This is a genomic window from Acidovorax sp. sic0104 (assembly GCF_019219095.1).
Lineage (GTDB): Bacteria > Pseudomonadota > Gammaproteobacteria > Burkholderiales > Burkholderiaceae_C > Acidovorax.
This window is the reverse complement of sequence record NZ_JAHUWH010000014.1, coordinates 86,569-105,652: the sequence shown is the minus strand read 5'-3', so window position 1 is coordinate 105,652 and position 19,084 is coordinate 86,569. Positions and strand designations below refer to the sequence as shown.

At 69.4% G+C, this 19,084-nt stretch carries 15 protein-coding genes; 3 read left to right on the top strand and 12 right to left on the bottom strand.

Features of this window, described 5'->3' with window-relative positions:
- Positions 1–135: 135 nt before the first annotated feature.
- From KW835_RS20320 to gdhA, 8 genes are all read right to left on the bottom strand, one after another.
- On the bottom strand, positions 136–1,281 hold the full coding sequence (locus KW835_RS20320; RefSeq protein ID WP_370633662.1) for a lipocalin-like domain-containing protein: 1,146 nt from the start codon (positions 1,279–1,281) through the stop codon (positions 136–138).
- 31 nt (positions 1,282–1,312) lie between these two features.
- Positions 1,313–2,368, bottom strand: coding sequence for a PLP-dependent cysteine synthase family protein (locus tag KW835_RS20315; RefSeq protein ID WP_218385785.1), 1,056 nt, complete (start codon positions 2,366–2,368; stop codon positions 1,313–1,315).
- 74 nt (positions 2,369–2,442) lie between these two features.
- Entirely contained in the window at positions 2,443–5,073 is a 2,631-nt protein-coding gene (locus KW835_RS20310; RefSeq protein ID WP_218385783.1) for an FtsX-like permease family protein, read from the bottom strand.
- Positions 5,074–5,086: 13 nt separating this feature from the next.
- Positions 5,087–5,776 carry an ABC transporter ATP-binding protein gene (locus KW835_RS20305; protein ID WP_218385781.1) on the bottom strand — a complete coding sequence of 230 codons (690 nt, stop codon included), beginning with the start codon at positions 5,774–5,776 and terminating at the stop codon, positions 5,087–5,089.
- Entirely contained in the window at positions 5,773–6,783 is a 1,011-nt protein-coding gene (miaA, locus tag KW835_RS20300) for a tRNA (adenosine(37)-N6)-dimethylallyltransferase MiaA (RefSeq protein WP_339385452.1), read from the bottom strand. Before miaA ends, KW835_RS20305 begins: the two co-directional genes overlap by 4 nt.
- Entirely contained in the window at positions 6,780–8,012 is a 1,233-nt protein-coding gene (locus KW835_RS20295; RefSeq protein WP_218385779.1) for a multidrug effflux MFS transporter, read from the bottom strand. The genes miaA and KW835_RS20295 overlap by 4 nt, the downstream gene beginning before the upstream one ends.
- A gap of 109 nt (positions 8,013–8,121) precedes the next feature.
- Positions 8,122–8,955 carry an alpha/beta hydrolase gene (locus KW835_RS20290; RefSeq protein WP_218385777.1) on the bottom strand — a complete coding sequence of 278 codons (834 nt, stop codon included), beginning with the start codon at positions 8,953–8,955 and terminating at the stop codon, positions 8,122–8,124.
- A 137-nt stretch (positions 8,956–9,092) separates the two neighbouring features.
- The gene (gene gdhA / locus KW835_RS20285; RefSeq protein WP_218385770.1) at positions 9,093–10,436 is read right to left on the bottom strand and encodes an NADP-specific glutamate dehydrogenase; all 1,344 of its coding nucleotides are present in this window, start codon (positions 10,434–10,436) and stop codon (positions 9,093–9,095) included.
- 266 nt (positions 10,437–10,702) lie between these two features.
- Between gdhA and KW835_RS20280 the strand changes: the two genes are divergently transcribed.
- Positions 10,703–11,866: a glycerophosphodiester phosphodiesterase gene (locus tag KW835_RS20280; RefSeq protein ID WP_218385768.1), complete on the top strand. Its 1,164-nt coding sequence runs from the start codon at positions 10,703–10,705 to the stop codon at positions 11,864–11,866.
- Positions 11,867–11,987: 121 nt separating this feature from the next.
- Here the strand turns inward: KW835_RS20280 and KW835_RS20275 are convergent, their stop codons facing one another.
- The 3 genes from KW835_RS20275 to mutL form a co-directional block, all read right to left on the bottom strand.
- Positions 11,988–13,058 (bottom strand): phosphotransferase enzyme family protein, encoded by a 1,071-nt coding sequence (locus tag KW835_RS20275; RefSeq protein WP_218385766.1) that lies wholly within the window; start codon positions 13,056–13,058, stop codon positions 11,988–11,990.
- Positions 13,059–13,159: 101 nt separating this feature from the next.
- Positions 13,160–13,774 carry a hypothetical protein gene (locus KW835_RS20270; protein ID WP_218385764.1) on the bottom strand — a complete coding sequence of 205 codons (615 nt, stop codon included), beginning with the start codon at positions 13,772–13,774 and terminating at the stop codon, positions 13,160–13,162.
- 141 nt (positions 13,775–13,915) lie between these two features.
- Positions 13,916–16,000 carry a DNA mismatch repair endonuclease MutL gene (mutL, locus tag KW835_RS20265; RefSeq protein ID WP_218385763.1) on the bottom strand — a complete coding sequence of 695 codons (2,085 nt, stop codon included), beginning with the start codon at positions 15,998–16,000 and terminating at the stop codon, positions 13,916–13,918.
- A 98-nt stretch (positions 16,001–16,098) separates the two neighbouring features.
- Between mutL and KW835_RS20260 the strand changes: the two genes are divergently transcribed.
- Positions 16,099–16,746: a DedA family protein gene (locus KW835_RS20260; RefSeq protein WP_218385761.1), complete on the top strand. Its 648-nt coding sequence runs from the start codon at positions 16,099–16,101 to the stop codon at positions 16,744–16,746.
- 135 nt (positions 16,747–16,881) lie between these two features.
- Here the strand turns inward: KW835_RS20260 and KW835_RS20255 are convergent, their stop codons facing one another.
- A complete protein-coding gene (locus KW835_RS20255) occupies positions 16,882–17,121 on the bottom strand; it encodes a glycine zipper 2TM domain-containing protein (protein ID WP_218385759.1) in 240 nt (79 codons plus the stop codon).
- Positions 17,122–17,474: 353 nt separating this feature from the next.
- Between KW835_RS20255 and KW835_RS20250 the strand changes: the two genes are divergently transcribed.
- On the top strand, positions 17,475–19,040 hold the full coding sequence (locus tag KW835_RS20250) for a methyl-accepting chemotaxis protein (RefSeq protein WP_218385757.1): 1,566 nt from the start codon (positions 17,475–17,477) through the stop codon (positions 19,038–19,040).
- Positions 19,041–19,084: the final 44 nt, after the last annotated feature.

Below are 19,084 nucleotides of genomic sequence, written 5' to 3'. Positions count from 1 at the left end.
CCGTGGCTGCTGTGCTGCTCTCGATACGATAGCGCTCCGCGCTGTGTACAGGCGGATTTCAGGTTGAAATTTGCTTGAAAGGCTTTGCTGTAAAGCGCTGACAGCTATCAAACTTGACTGCAGCTGCGGGTGGCCTCAGCCCAGCCGCAGCCGCTTTGCATACCCCGTCATCTCCAGGTAGCCCCGGCCCACCGCGCGGCCGGCGGCGTCGCGCAACTCGCTCAGGCCCTCCCAGTAGATCGCGCCGGTCGAGCCCTGGCTGTCCAGCTCCTGATCGTCCAGCAGCGCGTGCACGCTGAACGTGCCCCCGGGCGTCTGCACCCTCCAATCCACCGGGTAGCGCGCACCGCTGCGCCCGCTGGTCCAGTGGCGGGTGGGCGTGAAAGTGACGGCATCGTGTGCGAAGACCTCGGGGGTGTGCTGGCCCGCCGCGCGCACGGAGCCACCGGCCCACAAAGTGCTGCCGTCCTGCCGGCGCAGGTGAAAGGCCGTGAGCGCGCGGCCATCGTCCAGATTCATGCCGATCCAGTCCCAGCCCACGGCGTCCGGATGCATCAGCGCTTCGCTCCACTCGTGATCCATCCATGCGCGGCCGCTGTTCTCTTGCACCGCCATGCGGCGCCCGCCCAGCGTCAGCAAGCCCGACACGGCCAACTGCGGCTGGCTGTAGTAGTAGCTGGCCTGTGCCGGGTCCGGCCCCTTGCGCGACAGGCCCTCGCGGCCCTGCAGCAGCACGGGCTGCGTGCTGTCAAAGCGCAGGTCCAGCGCGAAGCCGCCACCCTGCACCTGCGCGGTGTAGCGGCTGTTGCCAGGCGCATCGGCGGCGGTGCGCACCAGGTGCCAGTCACGCAGGTGCACGGCCGTGTCACCCTGGGCTGCTTCGGCGATGCCGAAGCCCGTGCGCGCAATGCGCTGGTCGTGGTGCAGGTGCCGACCCTGCACATCCGTCAACGCCGCGTGCGCAAACACCAGCTGCCTGGCTGCAAACTTCGACTGCATGCTTTGCGTCGCTTCCACCCGCGAACGAAAGAACGTGACCTGGAAACCCCACAACCGCCCCTCGGCCCTCGCGTGGCCGGTGATGTACCACCACTCGGTGCGCAGATCGGGGTGGCTGCCGTGGTCGCGCGGGAACGCGAGCGTGCGCGGGGGCAGGGCGTGGGCCGGCCGTGCGCCCCATCCCCAGCCCGCCACCACCATGGGGACGCCGCTGCCCAGCGCCAGCCAGCGCCGCCGCGTCAACGCGCCCGGAACGCCGTGGGGTGCGGTGGTGTGGTCCATGCCGGTTCGATGGGTTCGTGCCTGCGCGGGCCTAGCCAATCAGCGCATGGATGCGCTGCTGCGCGGACGAGCAGTCGCCAAAGCGCTCGTCCACCCAGTGCGTGTCGAAGTAGGTGGGCAGATAGCGCTCGCCCGCATCGCACAGCAGCGAGAGGATGGAGCCCTGCTCGCCGCGCTCGCGCATCTCGCCCGCCAGCGTGAGCATCGCGACAAAGTTGGTCCCCGTGGATGGCCCCACGCGGCGGCCCAGCAACTGCGACAGCGCCTGCATCGCGCTCACCGATTCCGCATCGCTCACGTCGATCATGCGGTCCACCAGCGTGCGGATGAAGCTGGCCTCCACGCGCGGCCGGCCGATGCCCTCGATGCGCGAGCCCGGCGCGGTCAGCGTGGCATCGCCCGATCGGTGGTAGGCGCTGAACACCGAGCCCGCAGGGTCAGCAACGCACACCTGCGATGCGTGCTGCTGGTAGCGCACATAGCGGCCGATGGTGGCGCTGGTGCCCCCAGTGCCCGCGCCCACCACGATCCAGCGCGGCACCGGGTGCCGCTCGCGCTGCATCTGCGAGAACATGCTCTCGGCGATGTTGTTGTTGCCGCGCCAGTCGGTGGCGCGCTCGGCATACGTGAACTGGTCCATGTAGTGCCCGCCCGTGTCGGCCGCGATGCTGCGCGCCGCGTCGTACACCTCGCCCGCGCTGTCCACGAAGTGGCAGCGCCCGCCGTAGAACTCGATCAGCGCGATCTTCTCGGCCGAGGTGCTGCGCGGCATCACCGCCACGAAAGGCAGCCCGAGCAGCCGCGCGAAGTAGGCCTCGCTCACCGCCGTGGAGCCGCTGGAGGCCTCCACGATGGTCGAGCCCTCATGCACCCAGCCGTTGCACAGCGCGTACAGAAACAGCGACCGCGCCAGCCGATGCTTGAGGCTGCCCGTGGGGTGGGTCGATTCGTCCTTGAGGTACAGGTCGATGCCGTGCTCGGCGTAGCCCGGCAGGGGCAGGGGGATCAGGTGCGTGTCGGCACTGCGCTGGTAGTCGGCTTCGATGCGGGCGATGGCTTCGTGGAGCCAGGGGGTCGGAAGGGTCATGGGAGGATTGTCGTGCAGCTGGCCTATTGACGGCTGTCTATGCGGGAACGCTTGTTCGTGCACAGGCTGTGCGCCTACCAATCCTCCTTCACCGCCATCACCGCATCCCGCCCGGCCGCAGCGCGCCCGGCCAGCCACGCCGTCACCGTGCCTGCGGCCACCACGGCGGCAGCCAGTGCCAGCAGCCGAGCCACCGGCACCTGCAGGTCCATGGTCCAGTGAAAGCTCTGCGGGTTGACCACGTGCACCAGCACGACCGAGACCGCCAGCCCCAGCACGGTGCCTGCTGCGGCGCCGACCGCCGTCCATGCCGCACCTTCGCTGGCCACCACGGTGAGGATCTGCCTGCGGGTCAGGCCCAGGTGGGCCAGCAGGCCGAACTCCTTGCGGCGGGCCAGCACCTGGGCGCTGAAGCTGGCGGCCACGCCGAACAGCCCGATGCCGATGGCCACGGCCTGCAGCCAGTAGGTGACGGCGAAGCTGCGGTCGAAGATGGCCAGCGAGCGGGCGCGGATGCTGGCGGCGGAGGTGAATTCAAGCGCGCTGCCGCCCGGCGCCGCCCCGGGCGAGGCCGACCGGGCCAGGGCGGCGATGGACTCGCGCAGCGCTGCTTCGTCGGCGCCCTCGCGCAGCCACAGCGCCAGGTCGCTGGTGCGCGCATCGCCCGTCAGGCGCACGAAGTCCGCGCTGTCCATTGCCACCGCGCCGAACTGGCGCACATAGTCGCGCCACACGCCTGCTACGAAAAATGTAGCTGCCTGCGCTTGTCCTGATTGCGTCAGCGACCCAAAGGATTCGGCAAGCGCAGGCCAGTCGGCGCCGGGGCGCGCGCCGTACAGCTCGGCCACCGCCTCGCTCACGTACACGCCCACGCGGCCGGGCGGCACGGGCACGGGGTTGCCGACCAGGGGCAGGGCCTGCGCCGGGCCGCCCGCCAGGGGCCTGGCGATCAGCGCCACGGCGGGGCGTGCCGGGTCGAGCAGCAGGCTGCTGGTGCGCAGGGTCTGCACCCGCTCCACGCCGGGCAGCTGCGCCACGCGGTCGGCAAAGCCGGCGGGCAAGGCGGCAGCGTCGTCGGCCGCGGCGTTGCCGGCCAGGCGCACGTACAGCGGAGCGGGCAGCACGGCGTCCAGCCACTGGACGACCGAGCCGCGAAAGCTGGCCACCATCACCGTCAGGGCCACGGCCAGGCTGAGCGATGCCACCACGCCGCCCACGGCCACAGCGGCCGTGCCATGCATGCGGCGGGCGCGCTCCACGGCCAGCAGGGGCAGCGGCGAAGTGGCTGCGCCATGCCGCGCGGCCAGCGGCTGCACCGCATGCAGCAGCGCTTGCACGGCCCAGGGCAACAGCGCAATGCCGCCCACCAGCAGCATGCCCACGGCGACATAGGCGGCCAGCGGTATGCCAAAAACCGGTGGAGCGCTTGCCAGTAAAGCGCTGGTAGCTATCAAAACAATACCGGCGATGCCGCCTCGCTGGCGCCCGCCGTGGGTGCCCAGCCCCTTGAGCGTCTGCGCGGGCGCAAGGCGCTGGGCCTGGCGTGCGGGCCACCAGCCCCCCACCAGCGCGGCGGCCACGCCCAGGGCACCGTAGACCGCTGCGGCGGCTGCGCTCCACTGCAGGCCGGGCTGCACGCCCGCAAAGTAGCCGCCGCCCAGGTCGCCGCCCAGCACCTGCAGCGCCAGCGCTGCCAGGCCCGTGCCCAGCGCAATGCCGGCCACGCTGCCCAGCAGCCCGAGCGCGGCGGACTCCATCAGCACCAGTGCCAGTCGCTGGTGCGGCGTGGCGCCCAGCACGGCCAGCAGGGCGAACTGCGGCGCGCGCTGCGCCACGCTGAGCGCGAGTACGGAGAAGACGAGGAAGGCGCCCGTGAACAGCGCCACCAGCGCCAGCACGGTGAGGTTGACGCGGTAGGCGCGCGAGAGGTTGCTCACGCGCTGCGCGGCGTCGCCGGGCTCGCTCATGCGCACGCCGCGCGGCCAGCCGGGCAGCGCCTGCAGTTCGTGCTCCACCGTGGCACGCACGGCGCCAGGGCGCAGCTGCAGGTCGATGCGGCTGAGCTGGCCGCCGCGCCCGAACAGGTCCTGCGCCGCGGCGATGTCCATCACCGCCAGCGGTGCGCCCCCGGCGGCCACGGTACCGGCCACCTGTACGGTGAGCGCCTGCAGGCCGTACTGCAGGCGCAGATCGGCCAAGGGCCCGCTGCCGTCGCCTGCCAGCCGCAGCGCCTGCAACGCCGCCGCGTTGAGGAACACCTGCCCCGGTGCCAGCATGGCCAGGCGATCGGCGACGTCGAATGCACGCGGCATGAGCGAAGGGGCCATGGCGGGCAACACGAGCGCATCCACACCCGCCACGCGCAGGGCCACGCGCGCACCGGGCTGCGCGGCGTCTGCGGACACCGCAGCGCTGGCCTGGGCGGTCAGCTCCAGCCACGGGCTGGCCAGCGCCACCTGGGGGTGCGCGGCCACGGTGGCGTAGAGCGACTCGGGCAGCGCGCCCTGCGCGGCGCGCAGTTCCAGGTCGGGCTGGCCATTGACGGAGCGCACGGCCTGCGCAAACTCATCCAGCGCCGACGCGTTGATCACATGCACCGCAAACCCGAGAGCGACACCCAACATCACCGCCGCCACGGCGGCTGCGCTGCGCCAGGGATGGTGGCGCAGTTCCTGCCAGGAGAAGGTGCGAAGCAGCGCAAGCATGGGCCAGGCCTGGTCAGCGCACCGCAATCCCTTGCGCCGTGAGATGCAGCACCCGGTCGGCCCGTGCAGCCGCCGCATCCGAGTGCGTGACCAGCACCAGCGAGGCCCCGTGCTCGCGCGTCTGCGCCAGCAGCAGGTCCATCACGCGGGCTGCGGTGGTGGGATCGAGGTTGCCGGTGGGTTCGTCGGCCAGCAGCAGGGCGGGACGGTGGACGAGCGCGCGGGCGATGGCCACGCGCTGCAGCTGGCCGCCGCTGAGCTGCTGCGGCAGCCGGCTGCCCAGCTCGGCCAGGCCGACCGCATCGAGCATGTGCCGGACGCGGGCCGCGTCGGGGCGAGAGAGCAGCATCAGCGGAAGTGCGATGTTCTGCGCCACGTCCAGATGCGGCAGCACGTGGAAGGCCTGAAAGACGAAGCCCACATGCGCGCGGCGCCACAGCGCGCGCTGGGTGCCGTCGAGCGGGCCCAGGTCCGTGCTGCCGTGCGCGATGCGGCCGGCGTCCCAGGTGTCCAGCCCCGCCAGGCAATTGAGCAGCGTGGATTTGCCCACGCCCGAGTCCCCCACGATGGCCACGAATTCGCCGGGCGCCACGCTGAAATCGACCTGGGCGAACACCTGCACGTCGCCATAGTGCTTGCCCAGTTGCTCGACGCGCAGACCGGCGGCTGCGGCCTGCGGTGCGTGGCTGGCCGCCTGCGTCATGCCGTGTGCTGCCCCAGCCGCTGCAGCACGGCCTGCACCAGGGCGGCCACGGCGTCTGGCTGGTCGCAGGCGATGGCGTGGCGCTGCGGCATGCTGCGCAGCCAGGTGATCTGGCGCTTGGCGAGCTGGCGCGTGGCGGCAATGCCGCGCTCGCGCAGGTGGGCCAGATTCAGCGGTGCACCCTGCCCGCGTGCGGCCTGAAAGTCGAGTTCGTCCCACACCTGGCGGTAGCCGACACAGCGCATCGAGGGCAGGTCCGGGTGCAGGTCGCCGCGCGCGCGCAGGGCCTGCACCTCTTCGACCAGACCGCCGGAGAGCATGGCGTCAAAGCGCTGGGCGATGCGCCCGTGCAGCCATGCCCTGTCGTTGGGTTCCAATGAATAAAGGGCGCTATCGCCCGCTGGCAGGGCGCCGCCAGCTCCTTTTTTTGTAGTGTGAAAGCTCGACAGCGGCTGGCCGGAGAGATGCCACACCTCCAGCGCGCGCTGGATGCGCTGGCTGTCGCCCGGCGCCAGGCGTGCGGCCGTGACGGGGTCTGCCAGGGCCAGTTCTGCATGCAGCGCAGGCCAGCCATACTCGGCGGCCCGGGCTTCGATGCGTGCGCGCACGGCGGGGTCGGCGGGCGGCATGTCGTCGATGCCATCGAACAGCGCCTTGAAGTACAGCATGGTGCCCCCCACCAGCAGCGGCAGCGCGCCCCGTGCGCGGATGTCGGCCATGAGCCGCGTGGCGTCCTGCACGAATTCGGCGGCGCTGTAGGCCTGCAGCGGGTCGCGGATGTCGATGAGGTGGTGCGGCACCGCGGCGCGTTCCTCGGGCGTGGGCTTGGCGGTGCCGATGTCCATGCCGCGGTAGACCAGGGCGGAGTCCACGCTGATGATCTCCACCGGCAGGCCCTGCCGGCCCAGCACGGTGGCCAGCGCCAGCGCCCCGGCCGTCTTGCCGGAGGCGGTGGGGCCTGCCAGGGCGATGGCGGGCAGGCGGTGGTGCTGCAGCGGCGTGCTCACGCGCGGGCTCCGAATTTCTGTACCAGCGTCCAGGAGATCACGGCAAGCACCGTCGACCAGAACCAGATGCCGTTGACCAATGGCCACACGGTGCCGTCCAGGCGCGCGCCCAGCCAGCCGCCAATGGCGAAGGCGGCCAGCATCATCATGAAACCGTTGAGCGCGGACGCCACCCCCGCAGCCTGCGGAAACGGCCCCACGGCACCGCTTTGCCCGCAGGGCTGGTGGATGCCGTGGCCCAGCATGAACAGATAGAACGGCAGCGTCAGCGCCCAGGGCTGCTGCCAGCCCAGGTGCGCCACCAGCGCCATCAGCGTGCCGCCGCTGATGCTCAGGGCCCCGGCGATCGCCACCGTGCGCTGCAGGCCAAAGCGCCCCAGCAGGCTGCGGCACAGGAAGGTGCCGCCGAAGTAGGCCAGGCAGGCGGACGCCATCGTCCAGCCGTACTGGGTGCGGGTGAGGCCCAGCACGTCGATGTAGATGAACGAGGACGCCGCCAGAAAGGTGAACAGGCCGCTGTAGGTGGCCGTGGTCTGCAGCGAGAACGCCCAGAACGTGGGGTGGCGCAGCACCTGCATCCAGGTGCCGACCAGCACGCGGGGCTGCAGTGCCTGCGGGTTGCGGCGTGCCAGCGTCTCGGGCATGCGCAGTGCCACCAGGGCGAGCGTGACGACCGCATACACGGTAAGCGCCAGCAGCGCTGCACGCCAGCCCAGCCATTCGCTGAGGAGCCCCCCCATGGGTGCGCAGATGCAGGCCACGATGCCCAGCCCGGTCAGCGCCTTGGACATGGCCCGGGCGCCCTCGAGCGGCGTGTACAGGTCGCGCACGATGGCGCGTGCGCACATCACCACGGCGCCCATCGCGGCACCCTGCGCAATGCGCCACAGGATCAGCAGCGCCATGCTGGGCGCGAACGCGCTGCCCAGCGATGCCACGGTGTAGATCGCCAGGCCCGCCAGCAGGATCGGGCGCCGCCCGAACCGATCGGACAGGGGGCCCCACACCATCTGCGAGCAGCCGAAGGCCAGCAGCAGCCCGCTGAGCGTGAGCTGGGCCGACGCCATGGGCGCACCCAGGCTGCGTGTGAGCGCCGGCAGCGCGGGCAGGTACAGGTCGGTGGTGACGGGCTGGATGCTCAGCAGCAGGGCCAGCACCAGGATGGCCAGGCCAGGCGCAACCGTGGTGTTGGAAGCCGTGGGCACGGCGGTGGCGGAGGGGGCAGACATATCTGTCTGAGGGTACCAGATGGGCCGTCCCGGCCCGCGCCCGATGGCCCGGCGCCTGCCAGGTTGGAGTCGCGCCGAGCGGCCCTTGCCGATGCGCTGGCGGGCCAGCCTACTTGAGCTTGAACAGCGAGACCATGGCCTCGCGGTACAGGCTTTGTCCCACCGAGTTGGTGTTGTGGTGCGAGCCGCCCTCGACCAGCACGAACTGCTTGGGCTCCTGAGCCGCCTCGTACAGCTTGCGCCCCAGGCTGGGCAGGATCAGGCTGTCATCACTGCCATGCACCACCAGAAGGGGCGAGCCGATCTCCGAGACCTTGCGCACCGATTCAAAACGCTGGGTGATCAGGGCGGAAACCGGCAGCCAGCCCCACTTGAAGGTGCTGACCACCTCGGGAATACTGGTGAAGGTGCCTTCCACGATGGTGCCCTGCTCATCATCGACCTGGCGCGCGAGGTCGATGGCGATGGCGCCGCCCAGCGAATGGCCGAAGATGTAGCGGGGCTTGCCCGGCTGGTGCTCTGCCAGCCAGTTCCAGGCTGCGCGCGCGTCCTCGGCGGCGGTGGATTCGGACGGAAGGCCCGCGCTGCTGCGGCCAAAGCCCCGGTAGTCGATGGCCAGCACCGAGAAGCCCAGCTCCTGCATGCGCCGGATGCGGCCGGACGAGCCCGCCACGTTCCAGCGGGCACCGTGCAGGTACAGCAGCACCGGCGCATCCGCCCGGTCGTGGGGCAGCCACAGGCCATGCAGCTTCTCGGCCTTGCCGCTGTCCCGGGATTGGAAGTCGATCCACACGTCCGCCATGTCGTCGGTGGACTGCGCGCCGCCCCAACTGCGGTCGCTGGGCTGGAAGATCCATTCGCGCTGCTTGGCGTCGAGGGTGGCGCAGCCCGCCGAGACGGCAATGGCCAGCGCCAGGGAGACAAGGAGAGGGGTGCGTTTCATGACAGGGACTGACTGCGATCGTGTCGGAAAGTTCTGACACGGCCAAGCAGGGTTTGTGCCCATCTGCCTGGAGAAGCCGCCAATTGGCGCGCAACTCTCCCCTTTGTCATCGCTTGCGCGATGCGTCTGGCGGTGGCTTACACCACGCCCTGCGCCAGCATGGCGTCGGCCACCTTCACGAAGCCCGCGATGTTGGCGCCGTCCACATAGCTCACGCGGCCGTCGGCGTGCTTGCCGTAGCGCAGGCAGGCGGCGTGGATGCCCTGCATGATCTGCAGCAGGCGGGCGTCGACCTCTTCGCGCGGCCACGACAGGCGGGCCGCGTTCTGGCTCATCTCCAGGCCCGACGTCGCCACGCCGCCAGCATTGCTGGCCTTGCCCGGGGCGTACAGCACGCCGGCGGCCTCGAAGGCCTTGGCGGCGTCGATGGTCGAGGGCATGTTGGCGCCCTCGGCCACGCAGACGACGCCATTGCGGATGAGGGTGGCGGCGTCGCTGGCGTCCAGTTCATTCTGCGTGGCGCAGGGCAGGGCCACGTCCACGGGGATGTGCCAGGGGCGCACGCCGGCTTCGAACTGCAGGCCCGTGCGCTCGGCATAGTCGCTCACGCGGCCGTAGCGGTGGTTTTTCACGTCCATCAGGACGGCCAGCTTCTCGGGCGTGAAGCCTTCCTTGTCGACGATGGTGCCGCTGGAGTCCGACACGGTGATCACCTTGGCGCCCAGCTCCAGGGCCTTTTCCACCGCGTACTGCGCCACATTGCCCGAACCCGAGACGGACACGCGCAGGCCGTCGAACGAGCGGCCCTGCTGCTTGAGCATCTCCTGCGCGAAGTACACGGTGCCGTAGCCCGTGGCCTCGGGGCGGATCAGCGAGCCGCCGAACGACAGGCCCTTGCCGGTGAACACGCAGTCCGCCCGGTTGGAGAGCTTCTTCATCATGCCCGCCATGAACCCCACCTCACGGCCGCCCACGCCGATGTCGCCGGCCGGCACATCGGTGTCGGCACCTACGTGGCGGAACAGCTCGCAGACGAAGGCCTGGCAGAAACGCATCACTTCACCGGGGCTCTTGCCCTTGGGGTCGAAGTCGGAGCCGCCCTTGCCGCCACCCATGGGCAACGTGGTCAGGGCGTTCTTGAAGGTCTGCTCGAACGCCAGGAACTTGAGCACCGACAGGTTCACGGAGGGGTGGAACCGCAAGCCGCCCTTGTACGGCCCGATGGCCATGCTGTGCTGGATGCGGTAGCCCCGGTTGACCTGCACCGTACCGTGGTCGTCCACCCACGACACGCGGAACATCACGATGCGCTCAGGCTCCACCAGCCGCTCCAGCAGGCCGTGTTCGGCGTAGCGCGGGTGCTCGGCAATGAAAGGCCACAGGCTCTCCATGACTTCGGTGACGGCCTGCAGGAATTCGGGCTGACCCGGATTGCGTTGGGCGACATGGGACAGGAAGCTGCCTGCGGACTCGTATTTCATGGTTCTCCAGATTTGTGCGTAAAAGATGAGCAGCCAAGCGCGCTGCAAAAAAGGTTCAGCGCGGATTATGTTCAAAAGTTATACGTTCATGCGCAAGGCTATGCACAATGGTGGGGAATGTGGCAGGGATTTGCCACAAATTGGTGCATTTGATGGCGACTGCGGGTCGTCATCGTTTGGCAAGACGGGCGTCACGGCCTTGTCACAAGGCAAGCCCACAGTTCGGCGGTTTTAAACACGTTCTACAACACGACGAGGAGAAGACCATGCACATTTCTGGTGCGAAATTGGGAGCGCTGGCCCTGGTGGCCATGCTGGCGGCTTGCGGCGGGGACAACGACAACCCCTACCCCACACTGAGCGGTGACAGGCCGCTGGTGATCGGCCACCGCGGCGCCGCCGGCTACCTGCCTGACCACACGCTCGAAGGCTACAAGCGCGCCATCGACATGGGCGCCGACTTCATCGAGCCCGACCTGGTCGCCACCAAGGACGGCGTGCTCGTGGCCCGCCACGAACCCAACATCACCGGCACCACCGACGTGTCCACCCGGCCAGAGTTCGCCAGCCGCAAGACCAAGAAAATGGTGGACGGCGTGCAGGAAGAAGGCTGGTTCGTCTCGGACTTCACCCTGGCCGAGATCAAGACGCTGCGCGCCATCCAGCCCCTGTCCGACCGCGACCAGTCGCACAACGGCAAGTACCAGATCCCCACGCTCGAGGAAGTGCTGGACCTGGCCAAGAATGAAGGCGCCAAGGCCGGGCGCACCGTGGGTGTCTACCCCGAGACCAAGCACCCCACCTACCACGTCAATCTGGGCCTGGCGCTGGAAGACCGCCTGCTGGCCGTGCTGGCCAAGTACGGCTACACCACCAAGGCCTCGCCGGTGATCGTGCAGTCCTTCGAAGTGTCTAACCTCAAGTACCTGCGCACCAAGACGCAGATCCGCCTGGTGCAGCTGGTGGACGCGAACGACGTGAACCCCGACGGCAGCATGGACCTGACAGCGCCGTACGACAAGCCGTATGACTTCGCCGTGGCGGGCGACAAGCGCACCTTCGCGAGCCTGCTCACCGCCGACGGCCTCAAGGAAGTCAAGACCTACGCCGACGGCATCGGCCCCTGGAAGCCGTACCTGATCCCTTCCAAACAGGTGGACGCCAACAAGGACGGCAAGGCCGACGACCTCAATGGCGACGGCGTGATCGACGAGCGCGACCGCGTGATGATGGCCCCGACCGATGTGGTGAAGAATGCCCACGCCGTCGGCCTGATGGTCCACCCCTACACCTTCCGCAGCGAGGCCAAGCGCCTGGCGTCGGACTTCAAGGGCGACCCCAAGGCCGAGTACAAGCTGTTCTACAACCTGGGTGTGGACGGCGTGTTCAGCGACTTCCCGGACACCGCCAAGGCGGCGCGGGACAACTGAGCTGCCGATCTGGAGGGGCACGGCTTCGCAAGGCCGTGCCCAGCCGCCAAGTCAAAGGCCCGCGACTGCGGGCTTTTGATTTTTTGGCGGCGAGGGGTGGGCGTGGGGCGAAGCAGCGCCGTCATGTTGCTGCGGTTGCAGCCTGGGCAGGTTCGTGTGCCGACTGCAACCGGTCGGCAGGGGGCAGGTCCATCCAGGCGCGCATGAGCGCGGGCTGCTTTCGCAGCCAGTGCGTGGGCATGGCCTGTGTGCCCCAGACGGGGATGCGGCCGGCATATTCACCCATCAACCAGAACTGCCGCAGCGCCAGGCAGAGGGCGACGGCCGCCATGTCCGCAGGCGGCACCGCGCGCACGCTGGTGTAGCCGGCCAGATAGTGCTGCCACCGCTCCAGCACGGCAGGCGTGGCGGGCGTCTCGGGGCTGCGTGGCAGAAGCACCCACAGGTACACGGCCAGTTCATACGCCAGCAGGCCCGGGCCTGCGTCGTCGAAATCGAAGAACGCCGCCACCCGGTGGTGTCCGGCTCCTTCCGGTCCGTCGGCCATGAAGTTGTTGCTGCCGTGGCAGTCGCCATGGCAATGCACGCGCGTGAGGGGCGGCAGGGCCGCAAGGCGTGCGCGCAAAACCTCGGCCAGGTCCGAGAACTCGCGCCGCAGGGCGTCATCGACGGTGGGCGCGGCCAGCATGCGCTGCAGCGATGCGCCCAGCAGCTGCGGCACATCCAGTGTGTAGATGCTTTCGGGCCCCTGGTAGCTTTGCGCCGCAGCGTGCAACTGCGCGAGCCCCCGGCCCGTGGCCTCGATGTCCGCCAGCGACTCGCCGGGAGGGTCGCCCGGCAGAAAGTCGAACAGCACCAGCGCGCGGGGCCCTTCGGGCAGCGCCAAGCTCGCGCCGAATGAGCCATCTGCCGCGGGCAGCGGCGCTGCAACCGGAATGCCGTGCGCGCGCAAGTGGGTGAGCAAGGCGGTTTCGTAGGCGATGTTGGGCTCGCCGCGCGGCCGTTCGGCGCTCAGCCGCGCGATGGCGTGCTGCCCGCTGGCAAGGCGCAGCTCGTACACCTGGTTGAAGCCGCGCCGCAGCAATACGCAGTGCGCCACGGGGCCCAGCAGCCAGCCGGATTCCACGGCACGCGCGATGGCCTCGCCCGTGGGAGTGGTTTGTGCGATGGAGTGGGGGTCGAGGGCGATCATGGCGGCGTGTGCGTGCAGCAAGGCGCGCGATTGTGCCGCCAACGGCAACTTTGTGGCTTAACGCCAGCCAAAGGTGCAGCGGGCCATATGCCCCGCGCCGGTCAGAAACCGAAGGCGAACCCCACGCTCAGCAGCGTGCGGCCCTGCTGGCGGCCCACGGTGGCGTCCACCTGCCGGTCTGGCGCCCATTCCCACCGCGCACCGGCCTGGAAGACGGGCGCGCCGTGCTGGACGCCGAAGGCCTCCACATGCGGCGTCACCGCGCCCCAGTTGCGCTCCAGGGACACTCCCCAGGTGCCGCGCCACGGCTGTCCGCGCTCGCGCAGCGCCCCCAGGTTGGCATTGGCCACACCCCACGGCGCCGCGCAGGTGCCGATCATGTTCAGCGCCACCACGCTGCCGCCGCTGTGGCCCTGCGGCAGCCTGCGGTGCGTGATGCCGGCTGACGTGGCCGCGTTGCAGCCGTCTGCCTGCGCGGGGCTCCACAGCCACTTGGCCTGCACGCCCTGCAGCGTGTGGCGCTCTCCCACATCGCGCGCGAGCAAGGCGCCCAGCTCCAGGCCTTCGACGGGCGTGAAGGCGGGCGCTGCGTACAGGCTGCCCCGCTGTCCGCGCAGGCCTTCCCACCAGACTTCGACATGGCCCTGGCCCACCTCGTCCACGCCCGCGTCGTCCACGGTGAGCGGGCGCCCCGCGTGGGCGCAAGGAACGGCCATGCACAGAGTCGCCAGCAGGGCGGGCGCGAGGGGATGTGTACGAAGCTGTGAGGATTGCATTTGGCTGGAAGGAATCTGGCTATGCGAAGGGGGTTGATAGCCGGCGGCCACGAGAGATGCCGGGCAGGCGGGCCTGGCGCGCTACCTGCCCCGCAGGAACAGCGCGTCCAGCTCTTTCATCGACAGCTGCCGCCAGGTGGGGCGTCCGTGGTTGCACTGGTCGCTGCGGTCGGTGGTCTCCATCTGGCGCAGCAGCGCGTTCATCTCGTCGATGGTCAGGCGCCGGTTGGCCCGCACCGCGCCGTGGCAGGCCATGGTGCCCAGGATCTCGTTGCGGGCGCGTTGCACCACCGTGGTGGCGTCGTGCGCGGCCAGTTCGGCCAGCACGCTGCGGGCCAGCTCCACCGGATCGCCGAAGCCCGATGCCGTGGCCAGCGTGGTGGGCACGGCGCGCACGGCCAGGGTCTTGGGCGAGAACGGCACCACCTCCAGCCCCAGCAGCGCCAGCACGTCGGTGGACTCCTCGGCGGTGGCGACCTCTTCGGCCGTGGCGGCGAAGGTGGCGGGGATCAGGAGCGGCTGGCTCGCGATGCGCGCCCCGCTGTCCACCTGGGCCTTCAGGCGTTCGTACACGATGCGCTCGTGTGCGGCGTGCATGTCCACGATGATCATGCCCTGCGCGTTCTCGGCCAGGATGTACACGCCGTGCAGTTGCGCCACGGCACGGCCCAGGGGCCAGGTGGCATCGCTGCGGGTGGCCGGTGTGCTGCCGGCGTGGGCCATGGCGCTGGTGTCTGCTGAAAGGCCCGGTGCGGCGGCAAGGGGGGCTGCCGCTCCCGGCGAGTCCCATGGCGGCACCTCGGCGGCGTTGCCAGCGGGCCCTTCTTGCCCTTGCTGCGACTGCGGCTGCGCGGCTTGCCACGGGGCCGGGCCTGCGGCTGCGCCTGGAGCAGCGGGGTCCTTGCGGGGCCCCCATAGTGCCTGAAGGTCGGCCACCTGGTGGCCGCGTTCTTCAAATCTGATAGCAGACTGCGCTTGCCAGGTGCGCCCTGGCGCCTGTTTTGATGGGAATCCCGGCGCGTTGTCGCCCGTGGGGCTGGCACCGCCCTCGGCAGACGCGGCGGCTGTTGCTGCCGCCAGCGCTGCGGCACGTGGTGCGGCCAGGGCGTTTTCGACCGCGTGGCGCACGGCCTGGTGCACTTCGCGGCTGTCGCGAAAGCGCACCTCGATCTTGGTGGGGTGCACGTTCACATCCACGCGGGCGGGGTCGATCTCCACATACAGCGCATACACGGGCTGCTTGTGGCCGTGCAGCACGTCTTCATAGGCGCTGCGCGCGGCGTGGGTCAGCACCTTGTCGCGCACGAAGCGCCCGTTGACGTAGCAGTACTGGTGGTCGGCGCGCGAGCGCGCGGCGTCCGGCAGGCCGGCGCGGCCGGTCACGACCACCGGGCCCACGCGGTGCTGCACGGCGACGGACTGCGCGACGAAGTCCTCGCCGAGCACGTCCGACAGGCGGCGCGCCAGTGCGTCCTGCAGGCCGTCGGCCGCGCCCTGGCCCGGCACGAAGGTGGCGCGCCACTGCTCCACCAGCTTGCCTTCGTGCCAGATGGCAAAGCCCACGTCGGGCCGGGCCAGTGCGTGGCGGCGCACGGATTCGATGCAGTGCGCAAGCTCGGTAGCGTCGGTCTTCAGGAACTTGCGGCGCGCGGGTGTGGAAAAGAAGAGTTCCTTGACTTCCACCGTGGTGCCGGTGGCACGCGCAGCGGGCCGCAGCTCGCCGCTGCGGGCATCCAGCAGGAAGGCGCTGGATTGAGCGGCCGGCCGCGACAGCAGCGCCATCTCCGAGACGGACGCAATGGCCGCGAGCGCCTCGCCCCGAAAGCCCATCGTGGCCACGGTCTCCAGGTCGTTCAGGTTGGTGATCTTGCTCGTCGCATGGCGGCGCAGCGCCACGGGCAGTTCCTCGTGCGGTATGCCGCCGCCGTCGTCTTCCACCGTGATCAGGCGCACGCCACCGGCGGACAGCCGCACGGTGATCTGCGAAGCACCCGCATCGAGCGCGTTGTCCACCAGCTCGCGCACCACCGACGCGGGGCGCTCGACCACCTCGCCCGCGGCGATCTGGCTGATCAGCTCGTCGGGCAGGTCGCGGATGGGGCGGCGAGGGGATGGGGGCGCGTCGGCCGGCACGGCGGCTGCGATAGGGGCGGTGGTGTCGTTCACCAAGTGGATTTTATGAGTGCCGGGCCCGCGCAGGGGCTTTGCGGGGCATCGCGGCGGGGTGGGGATAATGCCCGCTGCTTTTTTGCCAACACCAGCCCATGGAACTTGTCACCTTTCTCATCGACTTCATCCTGCACGTGGACAAGTACCTTGAAGCGTTCGTGCAGGCCTACGGCCCCTGGGTGTACGCGCTGCTGTTCCTGATCGTCTTCGTGGAAACGGGCGTGGTGGTCATGCCCTTCCTGCCGGGCGACTCGCTGCTCTTCATCGTCGGAGCGCTGTGCGGGGCGGGGATGATGAGCTTTCCCATCGCCTGCGTCGTGCTGATCGCCGCGGCCATTCTGGGGGACCAGTGCAATTACTCGATCGGGCGGTATTTCGGGCCCAAGGTGTTTCAGTGGGAAGACTCGCGCTGGTTCAACCGCCGCGCGTTCAATCAGGCGCATGATTTTTACGAGCGCTACGGTGGCATCACCATCATCCTGGCGCGCTTCATGCCGTTCATCCGCACGTTCGCGCCTTTCGTGGCGGGCGTGGCCGAGATGGGCCGCGCAAAGTTCACGGCGTTCAACGTCGGCGGCGCGCTGCTGTGGGTGCTGGGCATCTGCACTGCGGGCTACTTCTTCGGCAACTTTGCATGGGTGAAGGAAAACCTGGACAAGATCATCTGGGCCATGATCTTCATCCCCGGACTCATCGCGATCTTTGGCGCCTGGCGCGCAGGCCGCGCTGCCAAGGCGGCTTGAGGCCTCGCCCGGGTGGCCCCCCCAAGACAAAACTCCTGGCGCCCGTGAACGAGCGGCAGGAGTTTTTTTTGGCCACCACGCCGCAAGGTGCGTGGGAGGCTGGTTGGCAATAAGCTGGCAACAGGTGGCGGCTGATCAGCGGCGATAGGGGCGGCGCTGGTCGCGGTCTTCACCGATCTCATGGCCCACCAGAGCGCCGGCTGCGGCACCGCCGATGGTCCCCACGGGGCCGCCGAAGATGGCGTTGCCGGCCACACCGCCGACCACGGCGCCTACACCGGTGCCGACCTGGGCATTGGTGGGGTTGGAAGCGCAACCACCCAGGGCAAGGGCTGCAGTGCAAGTGGTCGCAAGGAGGATGTGACGGATTTTCATGGCAAGAGTCCTTTGTGCTGTGGATTCAGGCCTTGCAGCCCAGCAGCGGGTGCTGATGGACTCGACCTGTGACTGAACTATCCATCCCGCTCCGCGCCACGGGCGTAGGCAAGCTGGGGCTGAGCCTGTAGGACATGCCGCGCCGCCGCTGAAGGCCGGACGTGGTGGGGACGGCCCCGGTTCGGGACGGCTTGCGCGGGTTGCGCCGGGCCGTCTTGCCGGTGGCGGATTTGCGGCACTTCTAAGGGTTTACGTGGCATCGTCCCCGTTGCCAAGCCTGCGGTGCAGACTGATCATTGACTGGCCATGAACACACGACGCGACCAGAGCGCGGCAACCGAGGGGATACCAAGATGGGCCAGCACACCAACCACGCGGGCCAAGGCCCCCAGCTCACCGTAGCGCAGCAGATCAGCCTCATCGTCGGGGTGGCGGTGCTGGCGCTGGTCGTCATCCTGGCGCTGAGCCTGGTGCGGGTGCAGACCCTGGGCCGCACCGTGGACCACCTGGCCACCGAGCAGGTCGAGCGGCTGCAGCTGGCCCTGCGCTGGCGCAGCAACATCGCGGTCAACTCCACGCGCGTGTTCTCCATTGCGCAGAGCGATGGTGACGACCTGCAGAACTACTTCAAGGACATGGTCGCCGCGACCACGGCGGATACCACGACGGTGCAAAAGCGCTACACCGAGCTGGAGCACAGCCCGGAGGGGCTGCGCATCCAGGAAGAGCTGGCGGCCGTGCGCACCAAGTACCTGGAGACCCGCGACAAGGCCCTGGCCCTCAAGAAAGCGGGCGACATGGCGCAGGCACGGAGCTATGCGCTGGGCAGCTTCGCGCCGGCACTCAACCAGTACAACACCGTGGCGGACAAGATGGTGGCCTACCAGGTGCAGCGCTCGGCCGAGCAGGCGTCAGAGGCTGCGGCACTCATCAGCTCGTACCGCACCACGGTGCTGGTGGCCGGTGTGGCCGGGCTGGCGCTGCTGGTGCTGCTGTCGATGGTGGTGGTGCAGCGCATCCGCCGGTCGCTGACCGAAGTGGCCACGGTGGCCCAGCGCATCGGTGAAGGCGATCTGTCGCAGCCCATCCAGGTGCAGGGACGTGGCGAGGTGGCGCGGATGATGCAGGCGATGGACACCATGCAGGCATCGCTGGTGCGCATCGTGGGCGACGTGCGCCACAGCAGCGACAGCATCGCCACCGGCTCCAGCGAGATCGCCGCCGGCAACGCCGACCTGAGCCAGCGCACCGAAGAGCAGGCCAGCAACCTGGAGCAGACAGCCGCGTCGATGGAAGAAATCACGAGCACCGTGAAGAACAACTCCGACACCGCGCAGCGCGCCGCCGTGCTGGCGGGCACCGCATCGGCAGCGGCCGTCAAGGGCGGCGAGGTGGTGGGCCAGGTGGTGGCGACCATGCAGGACATTTCGGCCGCGTCGCGCAAGATCACCGACATCATCGCGGTGATCGACGGCATCGCCTTCCAGACCAACATCCTGGCGCTGAACGCTGCGGTGGAGGCGGCTCGCGCGGGCGAGCAGGGCCGTGGGTTCGCGGTGGTGGCCAGCGAGGTGCGCAACCTTGCGCAGCGCAGCGCTGACGCCGCCAAGGAAATCAAGGTCCTGATCAACGCCAGCGTCTCCAGGGTGGAAGACGGCACGCAGCTGGTGAGCAATGCGGGCCAGAGCATGGAAGACATCGTCACGCAGGTCAAACGCGTGAGCGACCTGATTGGTGAGATATCGAGCGCGACGGGCGAGCAGACCATCGGCGTCAGCCAGGTGGGCGAGGCGGTGACGCAGCTCGATCAGGTCACGCAGCAGAACGCCGCGCTGGTGGAGCAAAGCGCCGCTGCGGCCGACAGCCTCAAGCACCAGGCGGCGCGGCTGGCCGAGGTGGTGAGCGTGTTTCGCCTGTAGCCAGGGCCGCGCGGGCCGGGGCCGGCCCCGCGCGCCCACACGGG